This is a genomic window from Paenirhizobium daejeonense (assembly GCF_014280875.1).
Taxonomy (GTDB): domain Bacteria; phylum Pseudomonadota; class Alphaproteobacteria; order Rhizobiales; family Rhizobiaceae; genus Allorhizobium; species Allorhizobium daejeonense.
The window spans coordinates 491,687-517,892 of record NZ_JACLAL010000002.1; the positions used below are offsets into that span (position 1 = coordinate 491,687).

At 60.2% G+C, this 26,206-nt stretch carries 24 protein-coding genes; 16 read left to right on the plus strand and 8 right to left on the minus strand.

Going from position 1 to position 26,206, the window contains the following annotated elements; all coding sequences use genetic code 11:
* Positions 1-79: 79 nt before the first annotated feature.
* Positions 80-1,024: a LysR family transcriptional regulator gene (locus H4I99_RS05880; RefSeq protein WP_163900022.1), complete on the minus strand. Its 945-nt coding sequence runs from the start codon at positions 1,022-1,024 to the stop codon at positions 80-82.
* A gap of 124 nt (positions 1,025-1,148) precedes the next feature.
* Between H4I99_RS05880 and H4I99_RS05885 the strand changes: the two genes are divergently transcribed.
* Positions 1,149-2,141, plus strand: a complete 993-nt coding sequence (locus tag H4I99_RS05885; RefSeq protein WP_163900024.1) for an aldo/keto reductase — start codon at positions 1,149-1,151, stop codon at positions 2,139-2,141.
* 79 nt (positions 2,142-2,220) lie between these two features.
* On the opposite strand, the gene ypfJ is transcribed toward H4I99_RS05885, so the two are convergent.
* From ypfJ to H4I99_RS05900, 3 genes are all read right to left on the minus strand, one after another.
* Positions 2,221-3,150 (minus strand): KPN_02809 family neutral zinc metallopeptidase, encoded by a 930-nt coding sequence (ypfJ, locus tag H4I99_RS05890; protein ID WP_163900026.1) that lies wholly within the window; start codon positions 3,148-3,150, stop codon positions 2,221-2,223.
* Between the two features lie 131 nt (positions 3,151-3,281).
* Positions 3,282-4,337 (minus strand): phosphatase PAP2 family protein, encoded by a 1,056-nt coding sequence (locus H4I99_RS05895; RefSeq protein WP_163900028.1) that lies wholly within the window; start codon positions 4,335-4,337, stop codon positions 3,282-3,284.
* A 187-nt stretch (positions 4,338-4,524) separates the two neighbouring features.
* Positions 4,525-5,244, minus strand: a complete 720-nt coding sequence (locus tag H4I99_RS05900) for a DUF1868 domain-containing protein (protein ID WP_425314363.1) — start codon at positions 5,242-5,244, stop codon at positions 4,525-4,527.
* Between the two features lie 276 nt (positions 5,245-5,520).
* Here H4I99_RS05900 and carB point away from each other — a divergent pair, with 276 nt between their 5' ends.
* The 7 genes from carB to H4I99_RS05935 all read left to right on the plus strand — a co-directional run bounded on the left by carB (position 5,521) and on the right by H4I99_RS05935 (position 15,866).
* Complete coding sequence (carB, locus tag H4I99_RS05905; RefSeq protein ID WP_163900031.1) at positions 5,521-9,003, plus strand: carbamoyl-phosphate synthase large subunit; 3,483 nt, start codon at positions 5,521-5,523, stop codon at positions 9,001-9,003.
* Between the two features lie 108 nt (positions 9,004-9,111).
* On the plus strand, positions 9,112-10,647 hold the full coding sequence (locus H4I99_RS05910; RefSeq protein ID WP_163900033.1) for an MFS transporter: 1,536 nt from the start codon (positions 9,112-9,114) through the stop codon (positions 10,645-10,647).
* A 33-nt stretch (positions 10,648-10,680) separates the two neighbouring features.
* Positions 10,681-11,979, plus strand: a complete 1,299-nt coding sequence (locus H4I99_RS05915) for a T6SS phospholipase effector Tle1-like catalytic domain-containing protein (protein WP_425314358.1) — start codon at positions 10,681-10,683, stop codon at positions 11,977-11,979.
* Positions 11,980-12,181: 202 nt separating this feature from the next.
* Positions 12,182-12,658: a transcription elongation factor GreA gene (greA, locus tag H4I99_RS05920; RefSeq protein ID WP_163900037.1), complete on the plus strand. Its 477-nt coding sequence runs from the start codon at positions 12,182-12,184 to the stop codon at positions 12,656-12,658.
* Between the two features lie 21 nt (positions 12,659-12,679).
* On the plus strand, positions 12,680-13,744 hold the full coding sequence (locus H4I99_RS05925; RefSeq protein ID WP_163900041.1) for a glycosyltransferase family 4 protein: 1,065 nt from the start codon (positions 12,680-12,682) through the stop codon (positions 13,742-13,744).
* The gene (locus tag H4I99_RS05930) at positions 13,741-14,970 is read left to right on the plus strand and encodes a capsular polysaccharide export protein, LipB/KpsS family (protein WP_163900044.1); all 1,230 of its coding nucleotides are present in this window, start codon (positions 13,741-13,743) and stop codon (positions 14,968-14,970) included. Before H4I99_RS05925 ends, H4I99_RS05930 begins: the two co-directional genes overlap by 4 nt.
* Positions 14,971-15,020: 50 nt before the next feature.
* The gene (locus tag H4I99_RS05935; RefSeq protein ID WP_244624924.1) at positions 15,021-15,866 is read left to right on the plus strand and encodes a hypothetical protein; all 846 of its coding nucleotides are present in this window, start codon (positions 15,021-15,023) and stop codon (positions 15,864-15,866) included.
* Here H4I99_RS05935 and H4I99_RS05940 read toward each other — a convergent pair.
* On the minus strand, positions 15,783-16,250 hold the full coding sequence (locus H4I99_RS05940) for an Lrp/AsnC family transcriptional regulator (protein ID WP_099058417.1): 468 nt from the start codon (positions 16,248-16,250) through the stop codon (positions 15,783-15,785). The genes H4I99_RS05935 and H4I99_RS05940 overlap by 84 nt on opposite strands.
* A gap of 229 nt (positions 16,251-16,479) precedes the next feature.
* Between H4I99_RS05940 and trxB the strand changes: the two genes are divergently transcribed.
* The 4 genes from trxB (at position 16,480) to H4I99_RS05960 (ending at position 20,242) form a co-directional block, all read left to right on the plus strand.
* Complete coding sequence (gene trxB / locus H4I99_RS05945; RefSeq protein WP_163900046.1) at positions 16,480-17,454, plus strand: thioredoxin-disulfide reductase; 975 nt, start codon at positions 16,480-16,482, stop codon at positions 17,452-17,454.
* Between the two features lie 20 nt (positions 17,455-17,474).
* Positions 17,475-18,371 (plus strand): LysR family transcriptional regulator VtlR, encoded by an 897-nt coding sequence (locus tag H4I99_RS05950; RefSeq protein WP_163900048.1) that lies wholly within the window; start codon positions 17,475-17,477, stop codon positions 18,369-18,371.
* A gap of 394 nt (positions 18,372-18,765) precedes the next feature.
* Positions 18,766-19,059, plus strand: a complete 294-nt coding sequence (locus tag H4I99_RS05955; protein WP_163900049.1) for an ArsR/SmtB family transcription factor — start codon at positions 18,766-18,768, stop codon at positions 19,057-19,059.
* 73 nt (positions 19,060-19,132) lie between these two features.
* Complete coding sequence (locus H4I99_RS05960) at positions 19,133-20,242, plus strand: alkene reductase (RefSeq protein WP_163900051.1); 1,110 nt, start codon at positions 19,133-19,135, stop codon at positions 20,240-20,242.
* A 61-nt stretch (positions 20,243-20,303) separates the two neighbouring features.
* Here the strand turns inward: H4I99_RS05960 and H4I99_RS05965 are convergent, their stop codons facing one another.
* Complete coding sequence (locus tag H4I99_RS05965; protein ID WP_163900053.1) at positions 20,304-20,690, minus strand: DUF6220 domain-containing protein; 387 nt, start codon at positions 20,688-20,690, stop codon at positions 20,304-20,306.
* Positions 20,687-21,736, minus strand: a complete 1,050-nt coding sequence (locus tag H4I99_RS05970; protein WP_163900055.1) for an NAD-dependent epimerase/dehydratase family protein — start codon at positions 21,734-21,736, stop codon at positions 20,687-20,689. The genes H4I99_RS05965 and H4I99_RS05970 overlap by 4 nt, the downstream gene beginning before the upstream one ends.
* Before the next feature lie 93 nt (positions 21,737-21,829).
* Between H4I99_RS05970 and H4I99_RS05975 the strand changes: the two genes are divergently transcribed.
* Together H4I99_RS05975 and H4I99_RS05980 are read left to right on the plus strand one after the other, a co-directional pair.
* Entirely contained in the window at positions 21,830-22,720 is an 891-nt protein-coding gene (locus H4I99_RS05975) for a LysR family transcriptional regulator (protein WP_163900057.1), read from the plus strand.
* A 10-nt stretch (positions 22,721-22,730) separates the two neighbouring features.
* Positions 22,731-23,207, plus strand: a complete 477-nt coding sequence (locus tag H4I99_RS05980; RefSeq protein WP_163900059.1) for a bleomycin resistance protein — start codon at positions 22,731-22,733, stop codon at positions 23,205-23,207.
* A gap of 87 nt (positions 23,208-23,294) precedes the next feature.
* Here H4I99_RS05980 and H4I99_RS05985 read toward each other — a convergent pair whose 3' ends face one another.
* Positions 23,295-23,558: a DUF2188 domain-containing protein gene (locus H4I99_RS05985; RefSeq protein ID WP_163900060.1), complete on the minus strand. Its 264-nt coding sequence runs from the start codon at positions 23,556-23,558 to the stop codon at positions 23,295-23,297.
* Positions 23,559-23,715: 157 nt separating this feature from the next.
* On the opposite strand from H4I99_RS05985, the gene H4I99_RS05990 reads away from it, so the two are divergent.
* Both H4I99_RS05990 and H4I99_RS05995 read left to right on the plus strand, forming a co-directional pair.
* Positions 23,716-24,816, plus strand: coding sequence for a calcium:cation antiporter (locus H4I99_RS05990; RefSeq protein ID WP_425314364.1), 1,101 nt, complete (start codon positions 23,716-23,718; stop codon positions 24,814-24,816).
* A 172-nt stretch (positions 24,817-24,988) separates the two neighbouring features.
* A complete protein-coding gene (locus tag H4I99_RS05995; RefSeq protein ID WP_163900064.1) occupies positions 24,989-26,179 on the plus strand; it encodes an OpgC family protein in 1,191 nt (396 codons plus the stop codon).
* Positions 26,180-26,206 lie beyond the last annotated feature (27 nt).

A 26,206-nucleotide genomic window follows, 5' to 3' on the forward strand; every position in this document is an offset into this window, starting at 1 on the left:
ACTGGCGAGCGGCGCGCGACCTTTGCATAGGGGAAACGTCAGGGGGTAGCAAGGAAAGCCTGTTATCGAGAAATAAATTTCACGGAAGCTTCACATTAACTGATCGGTTGCAGATAAACCTATTTTCCGACGTCCGGTCGTGCCGCAAGAAATCCACGAAGGCCTTCAGCGGGGCTGGCATGTAGCGACGACTGGGGTAATAAAGGAAAGGTCCTGAAAACGCCTGCTCCCAATCCGGCAGCACCGGCAGCAAGGCTCCGGACGCGAGGTCGTCGCGAAGAAACTCCTCGAAAGTGAAGATGATGCCGAGCCCGGCCCGCACGGCCGCGAGCTCCAGATCAATGGACTCGGCGATCATCCGCGGCTGGGGATGAACCGTGATGGTCTCACCATCGCGTTCGAAGGTCCATGAAATCGTGCGACCGCTGGCAAAGCGATGCAGGACGGCCTCATGGTGGACCAGTTCGCGCGGATGAGAGGGCATTCCCCGCCGCTCGATATAGGCCGGAGCCGCAGCCCCGACATAGCTCTGGTGCCGAGGCCCGAGCGGTATGGCGATCATGTCCTGATGCAACGCTTCCTCGTAGCGGACACCAGCGTCATGCCCCTCCGCCAGCACGTCGACGAAGGCGTCGTTAACCGATATCTCCATGGTAATCTCGGGATAGGCTTGGAGAAACCGCGTGGCGATATCAGGCAGGATGTTGCGGGCGACGATGCCCGGCACATTGAGCCGCAACCGCCCGGCGGGCCGATCGCGAAAGCTGTTGATCGCATCGAGCGCCGTCTCGATTTCCGCAAGTCCCGGCGTCAACCTTTCGAGCAACCGCTCGCCCGCATCGGTCAGCGTCACGCTGCGGGTTGTGCGATTGAACAGCCGCACTCCGAGCTGCGTTTCCAGCCGCCGCATGGCCTCGCTCATCGATGAGGCCGAGACACCACGCACCTTGCCCGCCGCACGGAAGCTGCGCAGGCGCGCAATGGTCGCGAAGGCATCGAGGTCTGCGAGCGGCAGATTGCTCATTGTACAAAATTCCAAACAGGCTGTTTCGTTTGCATCGGATTATCGCACAAAACGTCGAGGAGTAGAAAGGACCTCGGCAACATCCTCAACATCCTCTCCGGGGATTTTCGAAAGGAACCAGACAATGCAGACTGTGAAACTCGGCCGGACCGGCCCCTCCGTCTCCCGCTTCGGCCTCGGCTGCATGGGAATGTCCGGCATGTATGGCGAGAGCGACAGAGCCGAGAGCATCGCCACCATTCACGCGGCCCTCGACGCCGGCATGAACCTGCTCGACACTGGCGATTTCTATGGCATGGGCCACAATGAAATACTGATCGCCGAAGCGTTGAAGGGGCGCTCCCGCGACGATGTCCTGCTCAGTGTCAAGTTCGGTGCGCAGCGTGATCCCGCCGCCGGCTGGATCGGCTTCGACGCCCGCCCGGTCGCCGTCAAGACAGCACTTGCCTATACGCTGCAACGGCTCGGCGTCGATTACATCGACATCTACCGCCCTGCCCGCCTCGACCCAAGCGTACCTGTTGAAGATACGATCGGCGCCATTGCCGACATGGTGAAGGCAGGCTTCGTCCGACATATCGGTCTCTCGGAAGTCGGCGCCGACACCATCCGTCGTGCCGCAGCCGTCCACCCCATCGTTGACTTGCAGATCGAATATTCGGTGATTTCCCGCGGCATCGAGGACAGCATCCTGCCGACCTGCCGCGAACTCGGCATCGGCATCACCGCCTATGGCGTGCTCTCTCGCGGTCTCATCAGCGGCCACTGGCAGCCGTCCAGCATCGGCCGGAATGATTTTCGCGCCCATTCCCCGCGCTTTCAGGGAGAGAACGCCACCCACAACCTCGCGCTCGCGGAAGCACTCGGCAAGGTCGCCGCATCCAAAGGCATGACGACCGCCCAGGCCGCCATCGCCTGGGTCGCGGCACAGGGCGAAGACATCGTGCCGATCATCGGCGCCCGCCGTCGCGACCGCCTGCAGGAATCTCTTGGTGCGGCGGATCTTTCGCTCACGCCGGAGGATCTGGCCGAAATCGAACAAGCCGTACCGAGGAACGCCGCCGCCGGAACCCGCTATGCCGAGGCGCAGATGGCGCATCTCGACAGCGAGAAGTGATCTCCAGATATGGAAACGGCCCGGTTTTCGACCGGGCCGTCTCTCATTTCATCCATACGGAAGCCGACCTGCGGGCGGATCAGACCGGCCCGGAGAAGGTGTCGCAGGAGTCCACTTTGCCGCTGTCAAAGCCGCGCTTGAACCACTTCATCCGCTGGGCGGACGTGCCGTGGTTGAAGCTGTCGGGCACGACGTAGCCCTGGCTGCGCTTCTGCAACGTATCGTCGCCGATCTGCTTGGCCGCATTCAGCGCCTCTTCGAGATCGCCGGCCTCAAGCAAGCCCTTCTGCTGCGTGTACTTGCCCCAGATCCCGGCAAAGCAATCCGCCTGAAGCTCGACGCGCACCGACATCTGGTTCGATTCGACTTCGCTCATCGACTGCCGCATCTGGTTGAACTTCGGCAGGATGCCGGTGAGGTTCTGAACGTGATGACCGACCTCATGTGCGACCACATAGGCCTCGGCAAAATCGCCGGAAGCGCCGAAGCGGTCATTGAGTTCCCGGAAGAAGTCCGTATCGAGATAGACCTTGCGGTCGCCTGGGCAATAGAACGGCCCAGTGGCGGAGGAAGCGGTTCCGCAGGCGGAAGCCGTCCGGCCGGCGAACAATACCAGTGTCGGTTCTTCATAGGTCTTCCCGGCCGCCTTGAATATACCGTTCCAGGTGTCCTCGGTCTCGGCAAGAACGGTACGGACGAAAGCCGTCATCTCGTCGCTGGCAGGCTGAGACGGGCGCTCGCCGATTGACTGTTCATAGCCTGATCCCTGCTGTTGCATAGAACCGTCGCCCAAAAGCTGCAGCATGTCGATGCCCATCATCTTCAGCACGAAATAGATGACGATCAAAAAAATGATCGTGCCGATGCTCATGCCGCCGCCGCGCCGACCTCCCGTGGGGAGCTGCATTCCAGACCGTCCGAACGGATCGCGCCCCATGCCGCCACGACCGGTCGAGGTGCCCCGCCGGTCTTCAATATTGTCCGATTGACGTCGGCCCTTCCATTCCATGGTGCTTGTCCTCTCCAGCAGGCACTGTGCGCCCTTGGAAACAATCTATAGTGCAAACTGTTCCCTGCGGCCATTCCAAACGAAGCGGCAGGAGAGCTTTCGGGCGAGGTAGAAAGTAAGCTTGCCCCGTCTCAGCCGGAAGAGTGAAGCACAGGCGAAGCCAGCCCGACGCTTCCAACTCGACCCCGTCTTTTTGCCGAGAAGGCTTTGAGAATGCAGTGAGCGACAATGGTCAAGACTGCAGAAACATAGCCGTCAATCGCATAGTGCCAACCGAGATACACCGAACTTGCCATAATCAGAAGAACATAGGCGGCACCCGCGGCTGCCCACCAGCGCCCCCGCTCCGCGAGGAAAAGGGCATTCATGGTGATCAGGCCGACATGTACACTCGGGAAAGCAGAGATACCCGAACCGAAGCCGGCCACTCCCTTTTCATAAAGGGTCCAGAGATATTGCTGGAAATCGTAAGCCTGACCACCAGACAGGAACGCCGCCAGTGCGCTGAAGCGCGCCTCGTCACCGGTCACCGTTCCGTAATAGATCGGTCCGGCGGACAGGAACAAGCCAGCCAGTACATTGCCGCAAACCACCCATACGAACATGAACATGAACATATAGCGCCCACGAATGGCATCCGCCCGCGGCGAGGTTGCAACGAAGAAGAGGCCGGCAAAGCAGAGCGAGAACCAAAATACACTGTAGTTCCACTCAGCGACAGAAAGGATCCATTGATTATCGGCAATTCGGTAAAGCAATAGCCAAGGATCATTTCCGAGGTGGATGATCCGGTCGATATCGGCATGCAGCCGATCGTATTGAAAACCGCCCGCGAGAATGGGCAACATGTTTTTCAGCGAGGTGAAGCTGCCCTGAAATATCATCAGTGCCATCAGCAGGCTCATGCCGGACAGCATCCGCGAGAGCCGCCGCCGGCCGAAAAAATGCCGATAGGCTCGGGTTCTTCCGTGCCCGAATCTCATGATGGCGTAAGCAAGATCCACGGCAATCGCCATCATCGGAAAGAAGTACAGGAACAGGAGAGGCCATTGCACGAGATAATTGGCGTGCGAAGACTGCTCCCAATGCCCGGTCATCAGCAGGATTGCAACGCACACAAGGCTGTAGCCGGCGATGCAGATATAAATCCACGTATCCCGGCGCAGATGTTCTACGACCTCGGACAATAGAGACGCCACGAAAGCCCGGACAAGGGAGAGATCGTATGATGACCGCATGAGGCGACCATAGCTCGCCCTTTACTCAAGAACACTTAATGGAACCCGGCGTTCTTGAGTTTTGGCGAAACCGGCGACTGTGACATCTGTCATCGTCACACATGCAGCCAAAACCTGTCGAAACGCCTTCCGACACTCAGGACGGCTCGAAAACGAGTAGTTCCTCGAAGTGGTTCATGTCCTCGAAGGCGCAGAAAGCCGGCGGCCTGAGCGCGATCGCCGGAGAACGGTCGCGGATCTCCTCAACCACCTCGTCGAGAAACGGAACCCAGGCTGCAATCGTTTCGTCGTCAAAGCGTTCCTTCGGATAAGCGAAGGTGATGTGGAAGGAATAGTGGTCGTGATCGGGGTGCCGGTAGCCGAGAAGATCGGAGAAACGGTTGCGCCAGGATTTCAGACGGGCCCTGTCATCCGCCGTTACCCCGTCCAGTGTCAGCCCCGCCGGTGTTGCCTCGACCACTTCCATCTCGAACGGACCGTCGGGTGCAAAAGCCGCCAGCCGGTCCATGAAAATCGCAGTCATGTCGTCTATCGGCGTATCCAGCGGTACATCGGCCGGCCAGAACGGCAGCTTGCGGCGATATTCGATGATTCCCTGAAAAAGCGTCATGTGCAGGCTGAAAACCGGCGTAAAGGCAAGTTGGTTCGCCCCCGGCATGTCGAGGTAGCGCATCCGCGCTTCGACAATCGCCTGTTCGCTTTCCGATGCTGGCAACAGATGGCAGACGATGGTGTTTCCCGGCTCGGGCAGGAACTGCCCGGAAGAATCGTATCGCGTTCCGAAATGCGGAAGAGGTTGCTGCGTCAACGTTCGGGAAAAGAGGTGCAAATGGGAAGGAATGACATCAGGCGTGATTGGTTCGTCTGCCATGGTACAACCTTTGAGTAAGGGAAACGCCGGTCTATCCGCCCGACGACAAACCAGTGTGACAACCGAATGAATTTCCGCTGCAAAAAGCCGTTGTTTGCCGCTCCCCAACTTTCATGCATTCGACTTCATTTAAGGGGTTGGTTTGCGCGAGAGTTTTCCCTATAAGCCCCTTCTAGCCTGAAAAGACCCTCGTTTGTGCCCCGGCCGGTGAAAATTCACCCTGGCCGGTTTTTCGCGCAACCTGAAAATGGAAATGAGCCCATGCCGAAGCGCCAAGATATCAAGTCCATCCTCATCATCGGCGCTGGACCGATTGTCATCGGCCAGGCATGCGAATTCGACTATTCCGGCACGCAGGCCTGCAAGGCGCTGAAGGAAGAAGGCTACCGGGTCATTCTGGTAAACTCCAACCCGGCGACGATCATGACCGATCCGAACCTCGCCGACGCCACCTATGTCGAACCGATCACCCCGGAAGTCGTCGCCAAGATCATCGCCAAGGAACGCCCGGATGCCCTGCTGCCGACCATGGGCGGCCAGACGGCGCTCAACACCGCGCTGTCCCTCAAGCGAATGGGCGTTCTCGACCGCTACAATGTCGAAATGATCGGCGCAAAGCCGGAAGCCATCGACAAGGCAGAGGACCGCGCCCTCTTCCGCGAGGCCATGGCGAAGATCGGCCTTGAGACCCCGCGCTCTATGCTGGCCAACGCCACCGAGATCAAGGACGCCGACCGCAAGAAACACGAAGCCGCCCGCAACGAGGTAAAGGCCCGCCTGTCCGGCGCAGAACTCGACAAGGCGCTCGACGAGCTGGAAAACCAGTGGAACCTCGGCGAGACCGACCGCAAGCAACGCTATATTAGCCACGCCATGGCGATCGCCGCCCAGGCCATCGACACCGTTGGCCTTCCGGCCATCATCCGCCCCTCCTTCACCATGGGCGGCACCGGCGGCGGCATCGCCTATAACCGTTCGGAATTCTTCGAGATCGTCGGCTACGGCCTCGACGCTTCGCCGACCACGGAAGTCCTCGTCGAGGAAAGCGTTCTCGGCTGGAAGGAATATGAAATGGAAGTGGTCCGCGACAGGGCGGACAACTGCATCATCATCTGCTCCATCGAGAACATCGATCCGATGGGCGTCCACACCGGCGATTCGATCACTGTCGCGCCAGCCCTGACGCTGACGGACAAGGAATACCAGATCATGCGCAACGCCTCGATCGCGGTTCTGCGCGAGATCGGCGTCGAGACCGGCGGCTCGAACGTACAGTTCGCTGTCAACCCGAAAGACGGCCGCCTGGTCGTCATCGAAATGAACCCGCGCGTGTCGCGTTCGTCGGCGCTGGCCTCCAAGGCGACCGGCTTCCCAATCGCCAAGATCGCCGCCAAGCTCGCCATCGGCTACACACTCGATGAGCTGGAGAACGACATCACCGGCGGCGCCACCCCGGCATCGTTCGAACCGTCTATCGACTACGTCGTCACCAAGATCCCGCGTTTCGCCTTCGAAAAGTTCCCCGGTGCCTCGCCGGTCCTGACCACCGCCATGAAGTCGGTCGGTGAAGTCATGGCTATCGGCCGCACTTTCGCGGAATCGCTGCAGAAAGCCCTTCGCGGCCTCGAAACCGGGCTGACCGGCCTCGACGAAATCGAGATCCCCGGCCTTGGCGAAGGTGACGACCACAATGCCATCCGCGCCGCCATCGGCACGCCGACGCCGGATCGCCTGCGTCAGGTAGCCCAGGCCCTGCGCCTTGGCATGTCCGAGACGGAAGTGCACGAGAGCTGCAAGATCGATCCGTGGTTCATCGCCCAATTCAAGGCCATCGTCGACACCGAAGCCCGCATCCGCGAGCACGGCCTGCCTGAAGACGCCGAGAACCTGCGCATGCTGAAGGCCATGGGCTTCTCCGACGCGCGCCTCGCCAGCCTGACGCACAAGCGCCCGAAGGAAGTGGCGGAACTGCGCAACGCGCTCAACGTGCGTCCAGTCTACAAGCGCATCGACACTTGCGCCGCCGAGTTCGCCTCGCCGACCGCCTACATGTATTCGACCTATGAGACACCCTTCGTCGGCGTCGCACGCTCTGAAGCCCAGATTTCCGACCGCAAGAAGGTCGTCATTCTTGGCGGCGGACCGAACCGTATCGGCCAGGGCATCGAGTTCGACTACTGCTGCTGCCATGCTGCCTTCGCGCTGAAGGATGCAGGCTATGAAGCGATCATGGTCAACTGCAACCCGGAGACGGTTTCCACCGACTACGACACCTCCGACCGCCTCTATTTCGAGCCGCTGACGGCCGAAGACGTGATCGAGATCATGCGCGCCGAACAGGAAAAGGGCGAACTGGTGGGCGTGATCGTCCAGTTCGGCGGCCAGACGCCGCTGAAGCTCGCCGAAGCGCTGGAAAAGAACGGCATCCCGATCCTCGGCACCGCACCCGATATGATCGACCTCGCCGAAGACCGCGACCGCTTCCAGAAGCTTCTGATGAAGCTCGACCTCAACCAGCCGAACAACGGCATCGCCTACTCGGTCGAGCAGGCACGCCTCGTTGCCTCGGAAATCGGCTTCCCGCTGGTCGTTCGCCCGTCCTACGTTCTCGGCGGCCGTGCCATGCAGATCATTCACAATGAGAGCATGTTGCAGGCCTACTTGCTCGACACGGTTCCGGAACTCGTGCCGGAAGACATCAAGCAGCGCTATCCGAACGACAAGACCGGCCAGATCAACACCCTGCTCGGCAAGAATCCACTCCTGTTCGACAGCTACCTGACCAACGCTATCGAAGTGGACGTCGATGCGCTCTGCGACGGGAAGGACGTCTTCGTCAGCGGCATCATGGAGCATATCGAAGAGGCCGGTATTCATTCCGGCGACTCGGCCTGCTCGCTGCCGGTCCACTCGCTTTCCAACGAGATCGTCGACGCGCTTGAACGCCAGACCGTGGCGCTGGCAAAGGCGCTTAACGTCGGCGGCCTGATGAACGTGCAGTATGCCATCAAGGACGGCGTGATCTACATCCTCGAAGTCAACCCGCGCGCCTCGCGCACGGTGCCTTTCGTCGCCAAGACTATCGGCGCACCGATCGCCAAGATTGCCGCCCGCGTCATGGCCGGCGAGAAGCTCGATGCTGCCATCTCCGCCTATGGGGAAAAGCCCGATCCGCGCAAGCTGAAGCACATCGCCGTCAAGGAAGCCGTATTTCCCTTCGCCCGTTTCCCGGGCGTGGACACGCTGCTCGGCCCGGAAATGCGCTCGACCGGTGAAGTCATCGGCCTCGACACCGATTACGCCCTGGCCTTCGCCAAGGCGCAGCTCGGCGCAGGCGTCGAACTTCCACGCGATGGAACGGTCTTCGTTTCAGTGCGTGATGAGGACAAGGAGCGCGTGCTTCCGGCCATCAGCCTGCTTTCAAGCATCGGCTTCAAGGTTCTCGCCACCGGCGGAACTGCTCGCTTCCTCGCGGAGAAGGGCATCACGGCGGAAAAGATCAACAAGGTTCTGGAAGGACGCCCGCATATCGAGGACGCCATCCGCAACCGTCAAGTCCAGCTTGTCTTCAACACCACTGACGGCAACAAGGCGGTCTCCGACAGCAAGTCGCTGCGCCGCGCCGCCCTGATGCAGAAGGTGCCGTACTACACGACAATGGCCGGCGCGCTTGCCGCCGCACAGGCCATCGAGGCCCTGAAAAAGGGCCAGCTGGAAGTTCGCCCGCTGCAGAGCTACTTCTGAAAATCCGACGGGTCGGGTGAAAAAATCACCCGACCCATCATCATTTGACATTTGTCTATCAGCCCGGAGAAGGCGATCATCCGCGACTCAGGTCGAGGAGGACTTCTCATGCAAGACAGGACAGCAATAGGCGCCATCGCGGGACGGCGCGAATGGATCGGGCTCTATATCCTTTCCATTGCCTGCCTGATCTATTCCATGGACCTGTCCGTGCTGTTCCTGGCAATGCCGGCGATCACCACCGATCTCGATCCCTCGGCTGCCGAACTTCTCTGGATCAACGATATCTACGGCTTCATGGTCGCGGGTTTCCTCGTAACCATGGGCACGCTCGGCGACCGCATCGGCCGGCGCAAGGTCCTCTTGATCGGTGCAGCCGCCTTCGGCGTTGCCTCCGTCTTCGCGGCCTCCTCGACATCGGCCCAGATGCTGATTATCGCCCGGGCCTGTCTTGGCATCGCCGGCGCGACCATCGCTCCGTCGACATTATCGCTGGTGGTCAATCTTTTCTCTGACGAGAAGGAGCGCAACCGAGCGATTGGCGTATGGGGCACGGCCTTCGCCCTTGGCGGTCTGATCGGCCCACTGATCGGCGGCGTCCTGCTCCAGTATTTCCACTGGGGCTCCGTCTTCCTCATCAATGTCCCCGTCATGCTGGCGCTCATCATCGCCGCCCCTTTCCTTCTGCCGGAATATCGCGGCGACGGTGCCGGGCGTCTGGACCTGCCGAGCGTCGGGCTTTCGCTCGCAACCGTCCTGCCGATCATCTACGGCTTCAAGAAAATCGCGACAGATGGGATGGATCCCATCTATCTCGTTCCCGTCGCTGCGGGGCTGGCTTTCGGAGTTCTGTTCGTTCGGCGTCAGCGCCGTCTGGCCGACCCGCTGATCGATCTTTCCCTCTTCAGGATACCCGCCTTCCTGGCGTCGCTGCTGGTCAACCTCTCAGGCGTCTTCTTCGTCTTCGGCATTTTCCTGTTCCAGAACCAGTATCTGCAACTGGTGATCGGCCTGACGCCGCTCCATGCCGCACTCTGGTCCGGTCTGCCCGGCCTCGTCTTCACCGTCATGTCCCTGCAAGCCTATCACATCACCAACCGCCTGGGATCGGTGAAGACGGTTTTGATCGGCCTTCTGGTCAACGCCTTTGGTGCCGCCGTCATGGCCGTTGCCGCCTATCACGAAAGCCTGTTCGGCGTACTCGGTGCCAGCGCGCTGATTGCACTGGGCTTCGTCCCGGTCATTCTGACCACAACGGGGCTGATCGTCGGCTCCGCGCCGCCGGAACGCGCCGGTGCCGCCTCGGCCATCTCGGAAACCAGCGCCGAGTTCGGCGGAGCGCTTGGCGTAGCCCTGCTCGGCAGTCTCGGCAGCGTCATTTATCGCATCGCCATGAGTGGCGCCGACTTCGACGGTCTGCCGGCCGACATGGTGGAGGCGAGCCGTTCTACACTCGCCGCAGCGGTCGATGCCGCCCGCACTCTCGGCGGGCCGCCTCCATGGCTGGATCTCGCCCGCAGCAGCTTCTCCCTCGGCTTTGCCGCCTCATGTGCGGCCGCGACAGTGGCGCTCGTCCTGCTCGCCATCGTCGCCCGCCGGGTCTACAGCCTCAACCCCGTGACGGAGAGCGCACCGGCGCACTGAAAGCGAAGAGAAACGCTCGACGGCAACCGAAAATTGCAGCACCAGACCAAGTCTGCTATCGTCGCGCCAAAGCAGTCGGGAACGCGCGGCATGGGCAAGAACATCGTTCTTCTCTTCGACGGCACATCGAACGAAATCGCGGCGGACCGCACCAATATCCTGCGTCTGTTCGGCACCTTGAGGCGAACCGACCGGCAACTCGTCTACTACGATCCCGGTGTCGGGACGTTCGGTGCAGATGATTCCTGGTCACGCGCATGGCGCAAGGCGGTGGAGGTCTGGGGGCTTGCCACTGGCTGGGGCATGGATTCCAACATCAAGCAGGCCTATCGCTTCATCGTCGAGAACTACGAGGCAGCACCGCGTGACAGTGACGGCAAGAAGATCGGCGAGGACGACCGCATCTTCATTTTCGGCTTCAGCCGGGGCGCCTATACCGCCCGGGTGCTGGCGGGCTTCATCCACGCGCTTGGCCTGATCCGCCGTGAACACCTCAATCTCGTCGACTATGCCTATCGCGCCTACAAGGGCATACCCGATCACCAGACGCATACCCCCGCAACGCCCGCGCCGGAGGGCAGTCCAGCGCCATCGGCCTTCGCTACCATGCGCCTCTACGAACGGACGCTGAAAGGCATTCGTCCCACGATAGAACTGCTGGGGCTTTTCGACACCGTCGCCTCCGTGATCGAGCCCGGCAAGGTCGGCATCCAGTTCAAGACGCACCCCTTCACCGACCGCAATCCTAGCGTACGCTATGTCCGCCACGCAGTCGCCATCGATGAACGGCGCACAATGTTCCGGCCGGAACTGTGGCCTGCCAACCAACCATTTTGGGGCGGTCCCTTCCGGCCGCCGGCAGATCGCCCCATGCAACCGCAGGACGTCAAGGAGGTCTGGTTCACCGGAGTTCATGGCGATATCGGTGGCGGCTATCCGGAAAAGCAGAGTGCACTCATCAAGCTGCCGCTTGCCTGGATGATCCGGGAAACGAAGGCGATGGGCCTCGACTATTCTACCCGCACGGTCAACGAGGTGGTACTCGGCAAGAATCCCGAGAAGGATTACGTCGCTCCGAACGCGATGGCGGAACCGCACGATTCGATGAATCTCGCCTGGCGTCTTGTCGAATTCATTCCCCGCAAGGTCCCGCCGTCGTCCTGGCGGCATAATGGCAAGGCCGGCGGCATCTATCTCCCGAAATCCGACCCGCGCCTCATCTCTGAAGATGCTCTTGTCCACATATCGGTGGAGGAGCGACTCAACAGCTCCCCGGACGGCAGTCGCTACAAGCCCCGGAACCTGCCGCTCCGCTATCGCATCGAGCGCTGAGGGCTTCCGTTGCACGCTATGCGAAACATGGACATGGCGCCGTCAAGCCCTGCCCTCAAACATAAAGCTCTGGAACTTTCCGTCTTTTATCTGTTATAGTTTTGTTCAACGTTGATTTGAGACATGGTTCCGCAGCTTTGCTACGGAGCCTGTTTTTCTTTTGTGTCCGCCCTTGCGGACATGGAAAGCTGAGGAAGACGAAATGGTTGAAAAGGTCCCGATGACGCAGAACGGTTACGCCAAGCTGCAGGAGGAGCTGCGCTGGCGTCAACAGGAGGAGCGCCCGCGCATCATCGACGCGATTGCAGAAGCGCGCGCCCATGGCGACCTTTCCGAGAACGCCGAATATCATGCCGCCAAGGAAGCCCAGAGCCATAACGAGGGCCGCGTCAGCGAGCTTGAAGATCTCATTGCCCGCGCCGAGGTCATCGACCTTTCCAAGATGTCCGGCTCCAAGATCAAGTTCGGTGCGACCGTCAAGCTGGTAGATGAAGATACCGAGGAAGAAAAGACCTACCAGATCGTCGGCGATCAGGAAGCCGACGTGAAGGCTGGCCGCATCTCGATTTCCTCGCCGATCGCCCGTGCGCTCATCGGTAAGGAGGCTGGCGACAACATCGAAGTCGTCGCTCCCGGCGGTTCCAAAGCCTACGAGATCCTCTCTGTCGCCTGGGGCTGACGCAGAACCGGAAGGCCTCCCTTGCTTTCACTTGCCGACATCACGGTGATCGCGCCGCATTTCAAGCGGCGCCTCTCCGGTGTAACCTCGACCGTGATCCAGCTCGTGCCGGCGCAACGCCGCCACGGACGCGGCATCGTTACCCTCGGGCCCGGCCTTCCCGATCATCTTCCCAAGATGCACTGGCGGCAATTGCCTGCCCTCTGGCGCGCGCCGAAAGGCGCGCCCGTTCGCATCTGGCATGCCCGGCGCAACAACGAGATGCTGTTCGGCATCTTCCTGCGCGATGTCCTGCGCATGCCTCTGAAGCTGCTCTTTACCTCCGCTGCGCAACGCCGTCATACCGGGTACACCCGCTGGCTGATCTCGAAGATGGATGCCGTCGTCGCGACCAGCGCCCGCTCCGGCTCCTTCCTCAAGGTACCGCATACTGTCATCCGCCATGGCGTCGATACCGAGCTTTTCCATCCCGGTGAGGAAACATCTGATACCATCGCCGCAACCGGACTGCCGGGACGCCATCTCGTCGGCTGCTTTGGTCGCGTCCGCCACCAGAAAGGCACGGATCTCTTCGTCCACGCAATGATCGAACTCCTGCCGGAATTTCCCGATTGGACCGCCGTCATCAGTGGCCGCGTCACCCCCGAGCATCAGGGTTTCGCCGACAAGCTGAAGGCGGATATCGCCGCTGCCGGCCTTTCGTCGCGCATCATCTTTCTTGGCGAAGTCGATGACATCAAGCCCTGGTATCGCCGACTTTCGCTTTACGTGGCTCCCTCCCGCAACGAGGGCTTCGGCCTGACGCCTCTCGAATCAATGGCATCGGGCACCGCAGCCGTGACCAGCGACGCTGGCGCGTATGCGGAAATGATTGTCGAGAACGTCACGGGCAAGGTCGTGCCCGCCGGAAACTACGAGGCGCTACGCGACGCGATCCGCGTTTATCTCTCCTCGCCCGCGGCAACCGAGGAAGCGAACCGCGTCAGCCGCCAGCACGTACTCGACAATTTCGCCCTCGAAAACGAGGTGGGTGGACTGGAGAAGGTTTATGACCACCTCCTCAGACATGACAAGACGGTCCCATGACCAAGGTGGAGTTCATCGGTCACAGCAAGCATCTCAACGGCATCCGCAAGGCCTCCGACGGTAGCCTTGAACTGGTTCCGCTGAAGCTTGTCGACACGATCCGCGAACTCGTTCGCCGCAAGGGGTTCGGAGGCCTTCTGGCAACCATTGCCGGTCGTGACGAATTTGTCGATCTCAGGCCCGTCGTCGAGCGCAACCTGATCCGCCGGCGCATCCGTTTCGGCTGGTTTTATTCCAATCCCCTGGTCGCCGCCATTTACAGGGCCGCGGTCCTGCCCCGCGCCCGTATCCCCGCCGCACTGCTTAAGCTCTGTTTCGACGATCACCCGGAAGCCAGGGCTCTGGTCTTCAACGGCTTCCTGATGCCGGATGCGTTGACGCTCGAGGTCAGCAAGGCGCTTGGCCGCGAACGGCTGGTCATGGAACTCGGCTTCTTCCCGAAGATGCTGCAGTATGACCGCAAGGGCATCAACTACGACAGCACCCTTCCTCGCGATCCCGCCTTCTACCGCATGGTGGACGACCGGGTCGGCAAGGAAATGCCGGCAGACCTCGTGCGCCGCCAGAGCAAGCAAAAGGGTTCAGAGACCGCCGCCCTGCCCTCATCCTACGTCTTCGTGCCGTTCCAGGTACCGAGCGACATGCAGGTGCTCGCCCATTCTCCCTGGATCAGGGACATGGTGCATTTTTACGAGGTGATTACCCGCCTCGCCGACCGCCAGCCGGATGTGCACTTCGTCATCAAGGAGCATCCCAGTTTTCCGCTGTCGATCCGTGGCCACGTAAAGCCGCACAGCCGCATCCATTTCGCCAATCACAACGAGACACGCGGCCTGATCGAAGGCGCCGACGCCGTCATCGTGATGAATTCGACCGTCGGCCTCGAGAGCCTGTTCCTCGGCAAGAAGGTCATAACCATCGGCAATGCGCCCTACAACATCGACGGCCTCGTGCTGCACGCCGGTAATGACGAGGAACTGGCAGTCGCTTTTCAGGCTCTGAAAAACTGGGAACCGGACGCCGACCTTCGCACGACCGTCATAAGGTACATCTACAATGTCTTCCTGCTCAGGGGCGATCGCAACAATGCGGACGCGGCCATGATGGAGGCTCTTCGCCAGCGCGCCGAGGGAACCGACCAGCACAGCCTTTTCCTGAAAGAGTTTGCCGAACGTTCGGGTCACGAAGACCGAGCGGAGAGACAACCGGTCAGGGAAGGCCCGTAGCGACGATGAATATGCAAACCACGCTCACCCCTCCGGTCAATGTGGTTTGCATGAAATGGGGAACCCTCTACGGCCCCGAATACGTTAACAACCTGAAACGCGGCGTCTCCCGCCATCTTCGCCGCCCGCACCGTTTCGTCTGTTTCACCGACGATGTCACAGGACTGGAAGCAGGCATCGAGACATTCCCCCTGCCGGAACTGGACCTGCCTGCAGGCCACGGCGACCGGCGCTGGCGCAAGCTTGCCCTCTTCCGCCGCGATCTCGCAGACCTTCAGGGCACCACGCTATTTCTCGACCTGGATCTGGTCATCGTGACCGATCTCGAGCCGTTCTTCACGCATCCCGGGACATTCCTCATCATCCGGGACGACGATCTCTTCCGTGCCAAGCCGCTTCGCCGCATCAACCCAGCCCGAGACCGCTTCCTGCATTCGGTCGGCAACAGCTCTGTCTTCCGCTACGAGATCGGCGCCCATAGCTATATCCTCGACGCCTATCTGGCGGACCCTGCCAAGGCCATGGCGAATTACGAGATTTCCCAGCAGTTCCAGAGCGCCCAGCTCGCCGCCCACGGCCATCTGCAATATTGGCCGCGCGAATGGTGTGTGAGCTTCAAGAACGCCTGCGTTCCGCGCAATCTGGCCAGCTACATCTGGGACCCGGCTCCACCGGAAAGCGCTAAAATGGTGGTTTTCGCCGGCCAACCGAAAATGGGCGAAGTCCTCGCCGGTGGCGGACACAAATGGTATCGCCGGATCGGCAAGGTCGATTGGCTCCACGATGCCTGGTACGGCAACGGCCAGATGGCTTCAGATCTCCAGAAGGGGAACCTTCTTGACCTGACGGATCGTCAGCATGGTCCGCACGGTATGGACGTGCTCGTTGGCGGTTAGCACCTCGATCACGAAGTCCTGAAAGCGGGTCAGGTTTTCCGCAACACAGTGCAGCAGGAAATCGCTGTCGCCATTGACCATCCATGCCTGGCGTACCATCGACCATCCCTCGGTGGCAGCGGCAAATGCCTTGAGATTGGCCTCCGACTGGTGTTTCAGGCCAATCATGCAGAAGGCGACGAGGTCGAACCCGAGCTTCGGCGCGCTCAACATCGCGTGATAGCCCTCGATGATGCCGCTCTCCTCGAGCTTGCGCACGCGCCGGAGACAGGGCGGCGCAGAAATGCCGACCCTCTCGGAAAGCTCCACATTGGTCATCCTCCCGTCCCGTTGCAGTTCGCGCAGGATTCGAAGATCGATTGCGTCCAACTCGGCTCTCAGCACGGGGGATGGCCTTTCATGATTTGCAGATGGGCATTTTCTAGCCGAACCCGTGGAATACGCAAGAATCTGGCTGCATTGAGAACAAAAATTACCATGCGGCGCATTGCCTTGTTGGTATTGCAAGGCTGACCTTGAATAAATGCATGGATCAATCATAAATGAAGCTACAAAGAAGTGGCGCGCGAGCTTATATCGCCCCCTCCCCTGGCCGCTTTGAAAGGAACTACCCATGACTGCCCGCCATACAAAGGTGTTGATCATCGGCTCAGGCCCAGCCGGATACACGGCCGCGATCTATGCCGCCCGCGCCATGCTGAAGCCCGTTCTCATCGCCGGCATGGAACAGGGCGGTCAGCTGATGATCACGACCGACGTGGAGAACTATCCCGGTTTCGGCGATCCTATCCAGGGTCCGTGGCTGATGGAGCAGATGCTGAAGCAGGCAACCCATGTCGGCGCCGAGATCGTCAACGATCTGGTGACCGAGGTCGACGTTTCCCGCCGCCCCTTCACCGCTCGCACTGATTCCGGCGCGGTATGGACCGCCGATACACTCATCATCGCCACCGGCGCCAAGGCCAAGTGGCTCGGTATCGAGAGCGAGCAGCATTTCCAGGGCTTCGGCGTTTCGGCTTGCGCCACCTGTGACGGCTTCTTCTATCGCAACAAGGACGTCATCGTGGTCGGCGGTGGCAATTCGGCCGTGGAAGAGGCGCTTTACCTCTCCCACATCGCCAAGTCCGTGACCGTGGTGCACCGCCGCGACAGCTTCCGTTCCGAAAAGATCCTGCAGGAGCGTCTGTTCGCCAAGGATAATATCCGCGTTCTCTGGAACACCGAGGTTGCCGAAATCACCGGCGCGCCCGCCAAGCCGCCGATGCCGCCGTCTGTCAGCGGCGTGAAGCTGCGCGACACGCTGACGGGAGCCATCACCGAAACGCCGATCGACGGCGTCTTCGTCGCCATCGGCCATGCGCCTGCGGTCGAATTGTTCAAGGGCAAACTGAAGCTCAAGTCGAACGGCTATCTCTGGACCGCACCCGACAGCACGGCCACGGACGTATCGGGCGTTTTCGCTGCCGGCGACGTGACCGACGACATCTACCGGCAGGCGATCACCGCCGCCGGCATGGGCTGCATGGCAGCGCTTGAAGCCGAGCGCTTCCTGGGCGCCCAGCCGGTACAGGCCGAAGCTGCGGAGTAATGGTCATGAGAGGGGGTGGCATGCCGTTGGATTGGGACAAGTTGCGCATTTTTCATTCGGCCGCAGAAGCTGGGTCATTCACCCATGCGGCCGACAAGTTGCACCTTTCCCAGTCGGCGATCAGCCGCCAGGTCAGCGCGCTGGAACAGGATATCGGCGTCAAGCTGTTCCACCGTCACGCGCGCGGCCTTATCCTCACAGAACAGGGCGAATTGCTCTATCGCACCGCCCATGACGTGCTACTGAAGCTCGAAACGGTGAAGATGCAACTCACCGAGACGACGGAAAAGCCGAGCGGCAAGCTCCGCGTCACGACGACTGTCGGTCTCGGCCAGGGTTGGCTTACGGACAAGGTGCAGGAATTCCTGCAGCTTTACCCGGACATGTCCATCCAGCTCATCCTCGACAACGAGGAACTGGACGTGAACATGCGTCACGCCGACTGCGCCATCCGACTGCGCCAGCCGCAGCAATCCGACCTGATCCAGCGCAAGCTCTTTACCGTGCACATGCACGTTTATGCAGCACCGTCCTACATCAACCGTTATGGCGAGCCGCAGTCGATCGAGGATCTCGACAACCACCGCATCATAACATTCGGCGAACCGGCTCCCGGATACCTTCTGGACGTGAACTGGCTGGAAATTGCCGGACGCTCGTCCGACAACCCGCGAATGCCCCACCTCCAGATCAACAGCCAGACCTCGATCAAGCGGGCCTGCCTCTTGGGAATCGGTCTCGCCTGCCTTCCGGACTACATCGTCGGTCGCGATCCGGGACTGATTCAACTGTCCCTAAGCGCTGACGTGCCCTCGTTCGACACTTATTTCTGCTATCCGGACGAAATGAAAAATGCTGCAAAGCTGAAAGTCTTCAGAGACTTTATCGTCGCAAAGGCCAGAAATTGGAACTTTTAGGCTGTTTTTGCAGCAAAAAGAGTAGGCCTGCACATCACGCATGCCTGACATGCATAAAAAAGCATTGTTCACTGCACAAAAAACCACCATATCGCACACAGCTGATGCACATGGTGGCTTTCCTCCCAGTTCCACCGCAGCAGCTGTTCCCCTCTGGAGGTTTTTGACCTTCACACTTCAAAGGGCCCTGGAGCGATCCGGTGGCCCTCTTTTTTTTCTCACACATTCCCACGTATCCAAGCAATGATGAATGGAAGCTCGCCGATTCTGAAAATTTCAAGAACTGTCCCTAAAATGAGCCAACCTGCGGAATGGGTTTACGGTTACCTAGTTTGACACCTTATTTCGTCGCCATATTTGAACTGCTTCCACTCCGATACGGAAACACAACCATATGAATCTTGACGAGACCCTCAAAGCGCTTGCACATCCCGCAAGGATCGAAATGCTCGTGTGGCTCAAGCAACCCGAGATCCATTTCCCAGATCGCCCTCATCCGATGGAGATGGGCGTGAGCGCAGGTCAGTTCGAGCGTTGTGGACTATCGCAGTCCACGGTATCTGCCCACCTCACCACGCTACAACGCGCCGGGCTCGTACTGTCTACCCGCGTCGGCCAGTGGGTGCTGTATCGTCGTAACGAGGAAGCGATCGGCAAATTCCTCGCCGCCTTGAACACGGCCCTCTGAGACACCAGATTCGGATCTCCAAAATATCAGCCACATCCCGCCATTGGATAACTTGGATATTTATAGAGGTCTTATGTCCAGCCTTTTCGACCCCATCACCCTTGGCCGCACTACGCTTGCTAATCGCATTGCCATGGCTCCGCTTACGCGAAACCGCTCACCGGGGGCCATACCCAACAATCTGAACGTCACCTATTACGAACAGCGCGCATCCGCTGGCCTGATCATCACCGAGGGTACGCCGATCACCCAGCAGGGCCAAGGCTATGCTCAGGTCCCCGGCCTTTATCTTCCCGAAGCGATCGAAGGCTGGAAGCGCGTCACCTCCGCGGTGCACTCGGCCGGCGGCAAGATCGCCGTCCAGCTTTGGCACGTCGGACGCATTTCCCATACCTCCCTGCAGCCCAACGGCGCGGCTCCCGTCGCCCCTTCCGCCATCCGTGCCAAGTCGAAGACCTACATCATCAACGATGATGGCACCGGAGCATTTGCCGACACGTCGGAACCCCGCGCCCTCGACATCTCCGAGATCCCCGGCATTCTTGAGGATTACCGCCGCGCTGCACGTGCAGCTGTCGACGCCGGTTTCGATGCCGTAGAGATCCACGCCGCCAACGGCTACCTGATCGACCAGTTTCTCCGCGCCGATACCAATCACCGCACGGACGCCTATGGCGGTTCGATCGAAAACCGCATCCGCTTCGCAATCGAAGTGGTTGAGGCCATCGTCAACGAGATCGGCGCAGACCGCACCGGCATCCGTATTTCGCCGGTCACCCCGGCAAACGATGCATCCGACCCGGATCCGCAGCCGGTTTTCAATGCACTCGTGGAAAAGCTAGCCGCCTATGACCTCGCCTTCATCCATGTGATCGAGGGTGCGACCGGCGGCCCGCGCGACAATCTGCCCTTCGATTGGGCTGGCCTGAAGGCTGCTTACCGCGCCAAGGGCGGCAAGGCCGTTTGGATGGTCAACAACGGCTACGATCGCGACATGGCAATCGAGGCTGTCGAATCCGGCCGCGCCGACATGGTGTCCTTCGGCAAGCTCTTCATCTCCAACCCGGACCTCGTCCAGCGCTTTAAGGAAAATGCTCCCCTCAACGAGGCGGACCGCAACACCTTCTACGGCGGTGGCGCGGAGGGTTACACCAACTACCCGACGCTGGCGCTTTCCGCCTGAGCATCACGGCAAAAGTACGAATGCCCCGCTTCCGCGGGGCATTATCTTTTGAGCGTTCCGCCTATCGCAGGCTGCGGAACGCTAAGCGAACCGATATCGCGCACATCAGCGCTCCATTCGCCGGGTGCAGAGCCGCCACCAGCGGCATGTCGACCTCCTGCCCCACCACGACCACGGCGATCTGCAGGAGATAGCTGGTCGCCAGCAGCGCCGTCAGTTCACGGACGGCGCTCAGCCGAGGCGACATGAAGGCCTGCGCCAGCATCCCGAGGATCGGCAGGACGATGATGCTGCCGACGATGCGATGCACGACCCAATCAACCCCGCCCCCGAAGATCGCCATGCCTGCGAGGTAGAACTGGATGCCGATGCCCGCGCCGGTCAGGATCGCCATCCCCATGAAGACGAGGCTTGCGGGAGCCGGTTTTACCTCTATCCGCACACTCATGCCGCTCTCCCGGCCAAGGGAGCCGATGTCGAACCCGCCTGACTATCTGTCCGGGATGCCTCGCCTGCCCGTTCAGGAAGGCAGCCAAGGCTTGCCAGGGTAGTCGCGACAGCCTCGTCGATGGGCGTCCGCGGCTCCTCTCCGAGAAATTCGACGAGATTCCGATCGTCCATCATAACCTCTCTGGTCCAGAGGTAACGCATTTCGAGGAGTTCCCGAAAGAGCGGCACGAAGGGCGATGCAAGCATAACCAGCAGCCACGGGAAGCGCTGCAACTTGAGATCCGGTCGTCCCGTGACCCGGCGGATGGAAGCCGCCAGTTCGGTACCGTCCCGATCCCGGAAACCTGCCATGTGGAAGCGCGCGAAGGTCGGCAACCGGTCGGCATGCTCCAGCAGGCGCACCATGGTCTCAGCGACATCCGGCAGATAGGCCCATTGATGACCAACTCCGGGCGACGACGGGTTGGTGATCGCGACAACGGGCGCGCCGGGCTTGATGACACCCTGCGCAAACCAGTTATTACCGGCGCCGGGACCAAAGAAATCGCCCGCCCGGACGATCAGCACCGGCACGCCATCGGCGGCCGCAGCTTCCAGCCGGCGCTCAAGCTCGACCCTTATCTGCCCCTTGCGGGTCACAGGATGCTGCGGGCTATCCTCGCGAACCAACGGAAAACTGTCCGGCCCAAAATTATAGACCGTCCCCGGCATCAGAACGCGCGCGCCGTGACGCTTTGCGGCGGCAATCGTGCTGTCGATCATCGGCAGCACCAGCTTGCCCCAGTTGCGATAGCCGGGCGGGTTGACGCCATGGACGATGAGGCTCGCGCCCTGGGCCGCCCCAACCACGTCGGCAGGGTTCATGGCATCTCCTTGCACCCACTCATATTGCGGCATCCTTGACTGCATCTCGGCCGCGCGCCGATGCATGGCGCGAACACGATACCCCCGCTCCACGAGCGTGGCGGCGACCGCGCCGCCGACACCGCCGGTAGCCCCGAGAACAAGGGCTACGGACGGATGAATGGCTGTTGTCTCTGTCATGGCCTGAACTCCTTAGTTTCGATGCAAGGAGTATCCGGCAAGGTCGTGATATACGGAATTGTCAGAATTTCTTTAGCTGCTATACATTTAAATATGAGGAGCGAACTGACTTGGGACTATTATCGCACCTTCTTGACGGTGCTGCGCGAGGGATCGCTATCCGCCGCCGCGCGCGAACTTGGCCTGACGCAGCCGACCGTCGGCCGTCATATCGATGCGCTGGAACGAGCAGGTGGCGGGCCTCTCTTCCTGCGGACGCCGAAAGGACTGCTGCCGACGGAGACCGCCAGACAGATGCGTCCTCACGCAGAAACCATGGCGGCAACGGCAGCCGCACTGGAGCGAACCGCCTCGGGGCGTTCCGATTCGACAACCGGAACTGTGCGCATCAGCGCCAGCGAGGTGATCGGGGTAGAGATTCTTCCACCGATCCTTGCGGACCTTCAAGAGGCCCATCCCGGCCTGAATATCGAACTGTCTGCATCAGACGAGGTAGAAGACCTGCTGAATCAAGCGGCCGACATCGCCATACGCATGGTCGAGCCGGAGCAGGATGCATTGCTCTTCAGACGCATCGGACGCATTCCACTCGGCTTTTATGCTCATCGGCGTTATCTCTCCCGCCATGGCACGCCGCAATCTCTGGCCGAGCTTGCCGAACATCGCCTCATCGGCTTCGACCGGCACCTCGCCTATATCCGCAGCATTCTTGCCGGAAGGCCCGATCTCGCGGACACCCATTTCTCCTTCCGCACGGACAGCAATCTCGCACAATTTGCCGCGATCAGGGCCGGTGTAGGCATCGGCATGTGTCAGGACGGACTCGCTCAGCACTATCCGGATCTCGTACCAATATTGCCCGGCGCACTGGGAATATCGCTCGATACCTATGTCGTAATGCATGAGAGCCTGAAGACGGCCCCGCGCTGCCGCGTGGCTTTTGATGCGCTGGTCAAGGGGTTACTGGACTATATCGACCACTAGGAATTCGGAAATGAGCGAACTCACACGTGCCCAACGGGACGCATCGACGGGAACCGGTACCCGACCAACCGGGGGCTTTGCGCCTCTCGTCCCCGAACTCGATGTCACCAGTATCGAGACAAGCCTGAACTTCTGGTGCAATGGCCTGGGCTTTCGCATCGCCTATGACCGCCCGGCCGCGAAATTCGCCTATCTCGAGCGGCAAGGTGCCCAGTTGATGCTCTGCCAGATAAACGGCAACTGGAAGACGGGCGCCCTGGAGAGACCCTTCGGGCGCGGCATCAATTTCCAGATCGCCACAGACGATCTCGAACCGATACTTGAATCCTTGCGCGAACTGGACTGGCCGCTCTTCGAAACGGTGAGCGAAAGCTGGTATCGCATTGGGGAGAATCAGGAAAACGGTTCGCGGGAATTCCTCGTGCAGGACCCTGACGGCTATCTGATCCGCTTTTCCCAATCGATTGGAACGCGCTCCGTCGACTGACGGCTGGTGCGCTAGATCGCTGAACGGCTGACTCTGACGGCAGGCGATCAAGCGCGCCGGGCGGATCCGAAAAGATCTCGGCGCACGCTAGAGGGAAGAATTCGCCTGATGAGGATCGTCGATCTCGACCTCAGGGCGATCGCCGCCGTCTGAATATTCATCCCGCCACCTGCCCTGCTCATCCTGGTAGCTGATCTCGACGGGTTCGTCGCCGACTTGCTGTTCCTGCATGACTATGCGAGCCGCTTCCAGCGCCTCCGCGTGACTGCCGAACGTCTCGGAGAACACGTTTCCAAGCTTGTAGGCCCAACCACCATCATGAGGAACAATCTCGTAAACGATCTTTGTCATTCTTTCCTCCTTCCAAGCCGTGGCATTATCACACCAAGTAGCACAAACATCAAACGGGATGGAAAAATGAGCTCCCGTGAAAGATTTCCGGTCCGAAAGGACTGGACACGGCACGCTTTTAAGCTGTTCTGGAAGACAGCTCTTCCTCAGCCAAGGCATCTCATCCGTGCATAGTCTCCGTCAGGAAAAGACACTTGTTCTCCCGCTTATCGTCGCGGTCGCCGGTCTCGCGCTGGAACACGAAATTCTGGCCTTGGGGCCGGCCATCTCTGTGGTGGCAGCGGTCGTCCTGATCGGCGCCATCGTCGTCGCCTCACTGCGCATCGCCCACCACGCGGAAGTTCTCGCCGTGAAGGTCGGAGACCCCTACGGCACGATGATCCTGACGCTTTCCGCCGTCATGGTGGAAGTCCTGATCCTCGCGATCATGATGAGTGGCGAAAGCTCGCCGACGCTGGTGCGCGACACGATCTATTCGGCGGTCATGCTGGATATCAACGGCATTCTCGGCCTTGCCGCGCTGCTGGGGGGCCTGAAGCACGGCGAACAGCCCTACAACGACGATTCCGGCAAGACCTATGGCGTAATGATCCTGACCGCCATGGGCATTTCCATGGTCGTCCCGGAATTCATTCCGGTGGAGAAATGGCAGTATTATTCGTTCTTCACCATCTTCGCGATGATCGCCCTTTACGGCCTCTTTCTGCGCATGCAGGTCGGCACGCACAGCTACTTCTTCAGCTACAGCTATCCGCGAACCCAACAGCGCAGGCAGGAGGAGCGCGAACCGGAAGGAGAAAATGAACCGGCCACGCTCTCGATTGCCGTCATCGTCGCCGGCGTCGTGCTGATCGGCGTTCTTGCGGAGTTGATGTCCGTGTTCCTCAACGTCGGCCTTAAGGATGTCGGCGCGCCCGTCGCCCTCACGGCAATCCTCGTTGCCGCCATTTCCGCAGGCCCGGAAATCCTGACTGCATTGCGTGCCGCCCTCGCCGACCGCATGCAAGCCACAGTGAACATCGCCATGGGCGCATCACTGTCGACCGTGATTCTCACAGTACCCGTCATGGAGGCAATCGCCCTCTCCACCGGTCAACCTTTTGTGATGGCGATGTCGCCGGTGCAGACGGTCATGATTGCGATCACGCTGATTGCGGCCGCAATCAACCTGAATGACGGCGAAACCAATGCGATAGAAGGCATGACCCACTTCATCCTGTTCGCCACCTTCATCATGCTCTCCTTCCTCGGCCTTTAAACCCGGGACGCGAAAGGTAGCACTTACGGCACTTTTGTCGGGAACCTTTGGCGGCACCTCCCGTTCCGGCCAGAGGCGATCCACATCAACTTTCCCGGTTCGCCCCATTGTCAACAAGATGCGAGGCAAAAACGCCCCCGGTCACCGGGGGGCTAGCTCGGGAGCCGAACCTTTGAAAAGATTGGACGTCATCGATGGCATGCGAGGCTATTTCCTCGTCTTCATGCTGATCAACCATCTGGTCTTCGCCGGCGGGCTATGGCTCGTTCAAATCAATCACCGCAATCTTGCATTCGTGGAAGATGCACAGGGATTCGTCTTTCTCTCCGGCTTGCTGACCGGCATGGTCTATGCGCGCAAGATGATGAAGGACGGATATGCCGTCGGCCGCGACCGCATCTGGGGCCGTGCGCTTGAGCTTTATCGCTATGCCATGTGCATCGTGGTTGCCGTACTCGTTCTGCAGCTCGTGCTGCCTGGCGCCGCCGGCATCTGGCAGAACTGGCTTGGCGGATCGCGCCTTCATGATGGCGAACGGCTCGCAGCCATCGGAACCTTCCTGTTCCAGCCGACCTTCATGGACATCCTTCCGCAATACATCATCTACATGGCCTTTGCGCCCATGGTGATCTGGCTCTGCATCACCGAACGCTGGGCAGCCGTTGCCATCGCCTCGCTGCTTCTGTGGCTTGCCGGTCAGCTTGGCCTGCAGCGCCTCATCACCTATCCGCTTAACGAATGGCTGGCCGGAGCACCGGACAAGGAAGGCTTGCGCGCAAGCTTCAACCTGCTCGGCTGGCAGGTTGTCTTCTTCGCAGGCGTGATCGCCGGCAGTCTCACCTCGATGAAGCGTATCGAATGGAAGCGGGTCTTCAATCCGGAGGACACTTTCCTCGCAAGAATGGCGCTGGCAATCTGCCTGTTCTTCCTACCTCTTCGCATCATGACCGCCCACGGACTGATGCCGGGCATGGTGCTGGAAAAATTCGGCATGATGGAAGTGCGCGCCGATTTCGGCCTCGTCTATCTCGTGAACTTCGCAGCGGTTGCCTACGGTCTCGCCTGGCTACTGATCGCCGGCCCGCGCCATCAGAGCCCGGTCATTCGCAAGATCGCCGCCGGACTGACGAGCCTTTTCTCGCTGAGCTTCCTGCAACTCCTCGGCCGCCATTCGCTGCAGATCTACGTCTGGCACGTCCTGATCGTCTATGTCGTCTTCTATATCGACGGCCGCGTCGGGGAACTCTCCCAGTTGACCAAGACCATCGTCGCCATCGGCTCGCTGGCGATCCTCAGCCTGCCCGCCATCTATCGCGAACGCGAAAAACTGTTCGGACAGCCGGCAACCCAGCCAGCCCGTTAAGACCACTCGAAAGCACAAAGAGAAAGG

Bases quoted from the DNA above. Each gene is read 5' to 3' on its own strand.
- H4I99_RS05935 (WP_244624924.1), top strand. From the start codon at position 15,021: ATGAAATGGGGAACCCTCTACGGCCCCGAATACGTTAACAACCTGAAA.
- ypfJ (WP_163900026.1), bottom strand. From the start codon at position 3,150: ATGGAATGGAAGGGCCGACGTCAATCGGACAATATTGAAGACCGGCGG.
- H4I99_RS05965 (WP_163900053.1), bottom strand. From the start codon at position 20,690: ATGAGTGTGCGGATAGAGGTAAAACCGGCTCCCGCAAGCCTCGTCTTC.
- H4I99_RS05985 (WP_163900060.1), bottom strand. From the start codon at position 23,558: ATGACAAAGATCGTTTACGAGATTGTTCCTCATGATGGTGGTTGGGCC.
- H4I99_RS05885 (WP_163900024.1), top strand. From the start codon at position 1,149: ATGCAGACTGTGAAACTCGGCCGGACCGGCCCCTCCGTCTCCCGCTTC.
- trxB (WP_163900046.1), top strand. From the start codon at position 16,480: ATGACTGCCCGCCATACAAAGGTGTTGATCATCGGCTCAGGCCCAGCC.
- carB (WP_163900031.1), top strand. From the start codon at position 5,521: ATGCCGAAGCGCCAAGATATCAAGTCCATCCTCATCATCGGCGCTGGA.
- H4I99_RS05950 (WP_163900048.1), top strand. From the start codon at position 17,475: ATGCCGTTGGATTGGGACAAGTTGCGCATTTTTCATTCGGCCGCAGAA.
- H4I99_RS05970 (WP_163900055.1), bottom strand. From the start codon at position 21,736: ATGACAGAGACAACAGCCATTCATCCGTCCGTAGCCCTTGTTCTCGGG.
- H4I99_RS05880 (WP_163900022.1), bottom strand. From the start codon at position 1,024: ATGAGCAATCTGCCGCTCGCAGACCTCGATGCCTTCGCGACCATTGCG.
- H4I99_RS05960 (WP_163900051.1), top strand. From the start codon at position 19,133: ATGTCCAGCCTTTTCGACCCCATCACCCTTGGCCGCACTACGCTTGCT.
- greA (WP_163900037.1), top strand. From the start codon at position 12,182: ATGGTTGAAAAGGTCCCGATGACGCAGAACGGTTACGCCAAGCTGCAG.
- H4I99_RS05910 (WP_163900033.1), top strand. From the start codon at position 9,112: ATGCAAGACAGGACAGCAATAGGCGCCATCGCGGGACGGCGCGAATGG.
- H4I99_RS05980 (WP_163900059.1), top strand. From the start codon at position 22,731: ATGAGCGAACTCACACGTGCCCAACGGGACGCATCGACGGGAACCGGT.
- H4I99_RS05955 (WP_163900049.1), top strand. From the start codon at position 18,766: ATGAATCTTGACGAGACCCTCAAAGCGCTTGCACATCCCGCAAGGATC.
- H4I99_RS05930 (WP_163900044.1), top strand. From the start codon at position 13,741: ATGACCAAGGTGGAGTTCATCGGTCACAGCAAGCATCTCAACGGCATC.
- H4I99_RS05975 (WP_163900057.1), top strand. From the start codon at position 21,830: ATGAGGAGCGAACTGACTTGGGACTATTATCGCACCTTCTTGACGGTG.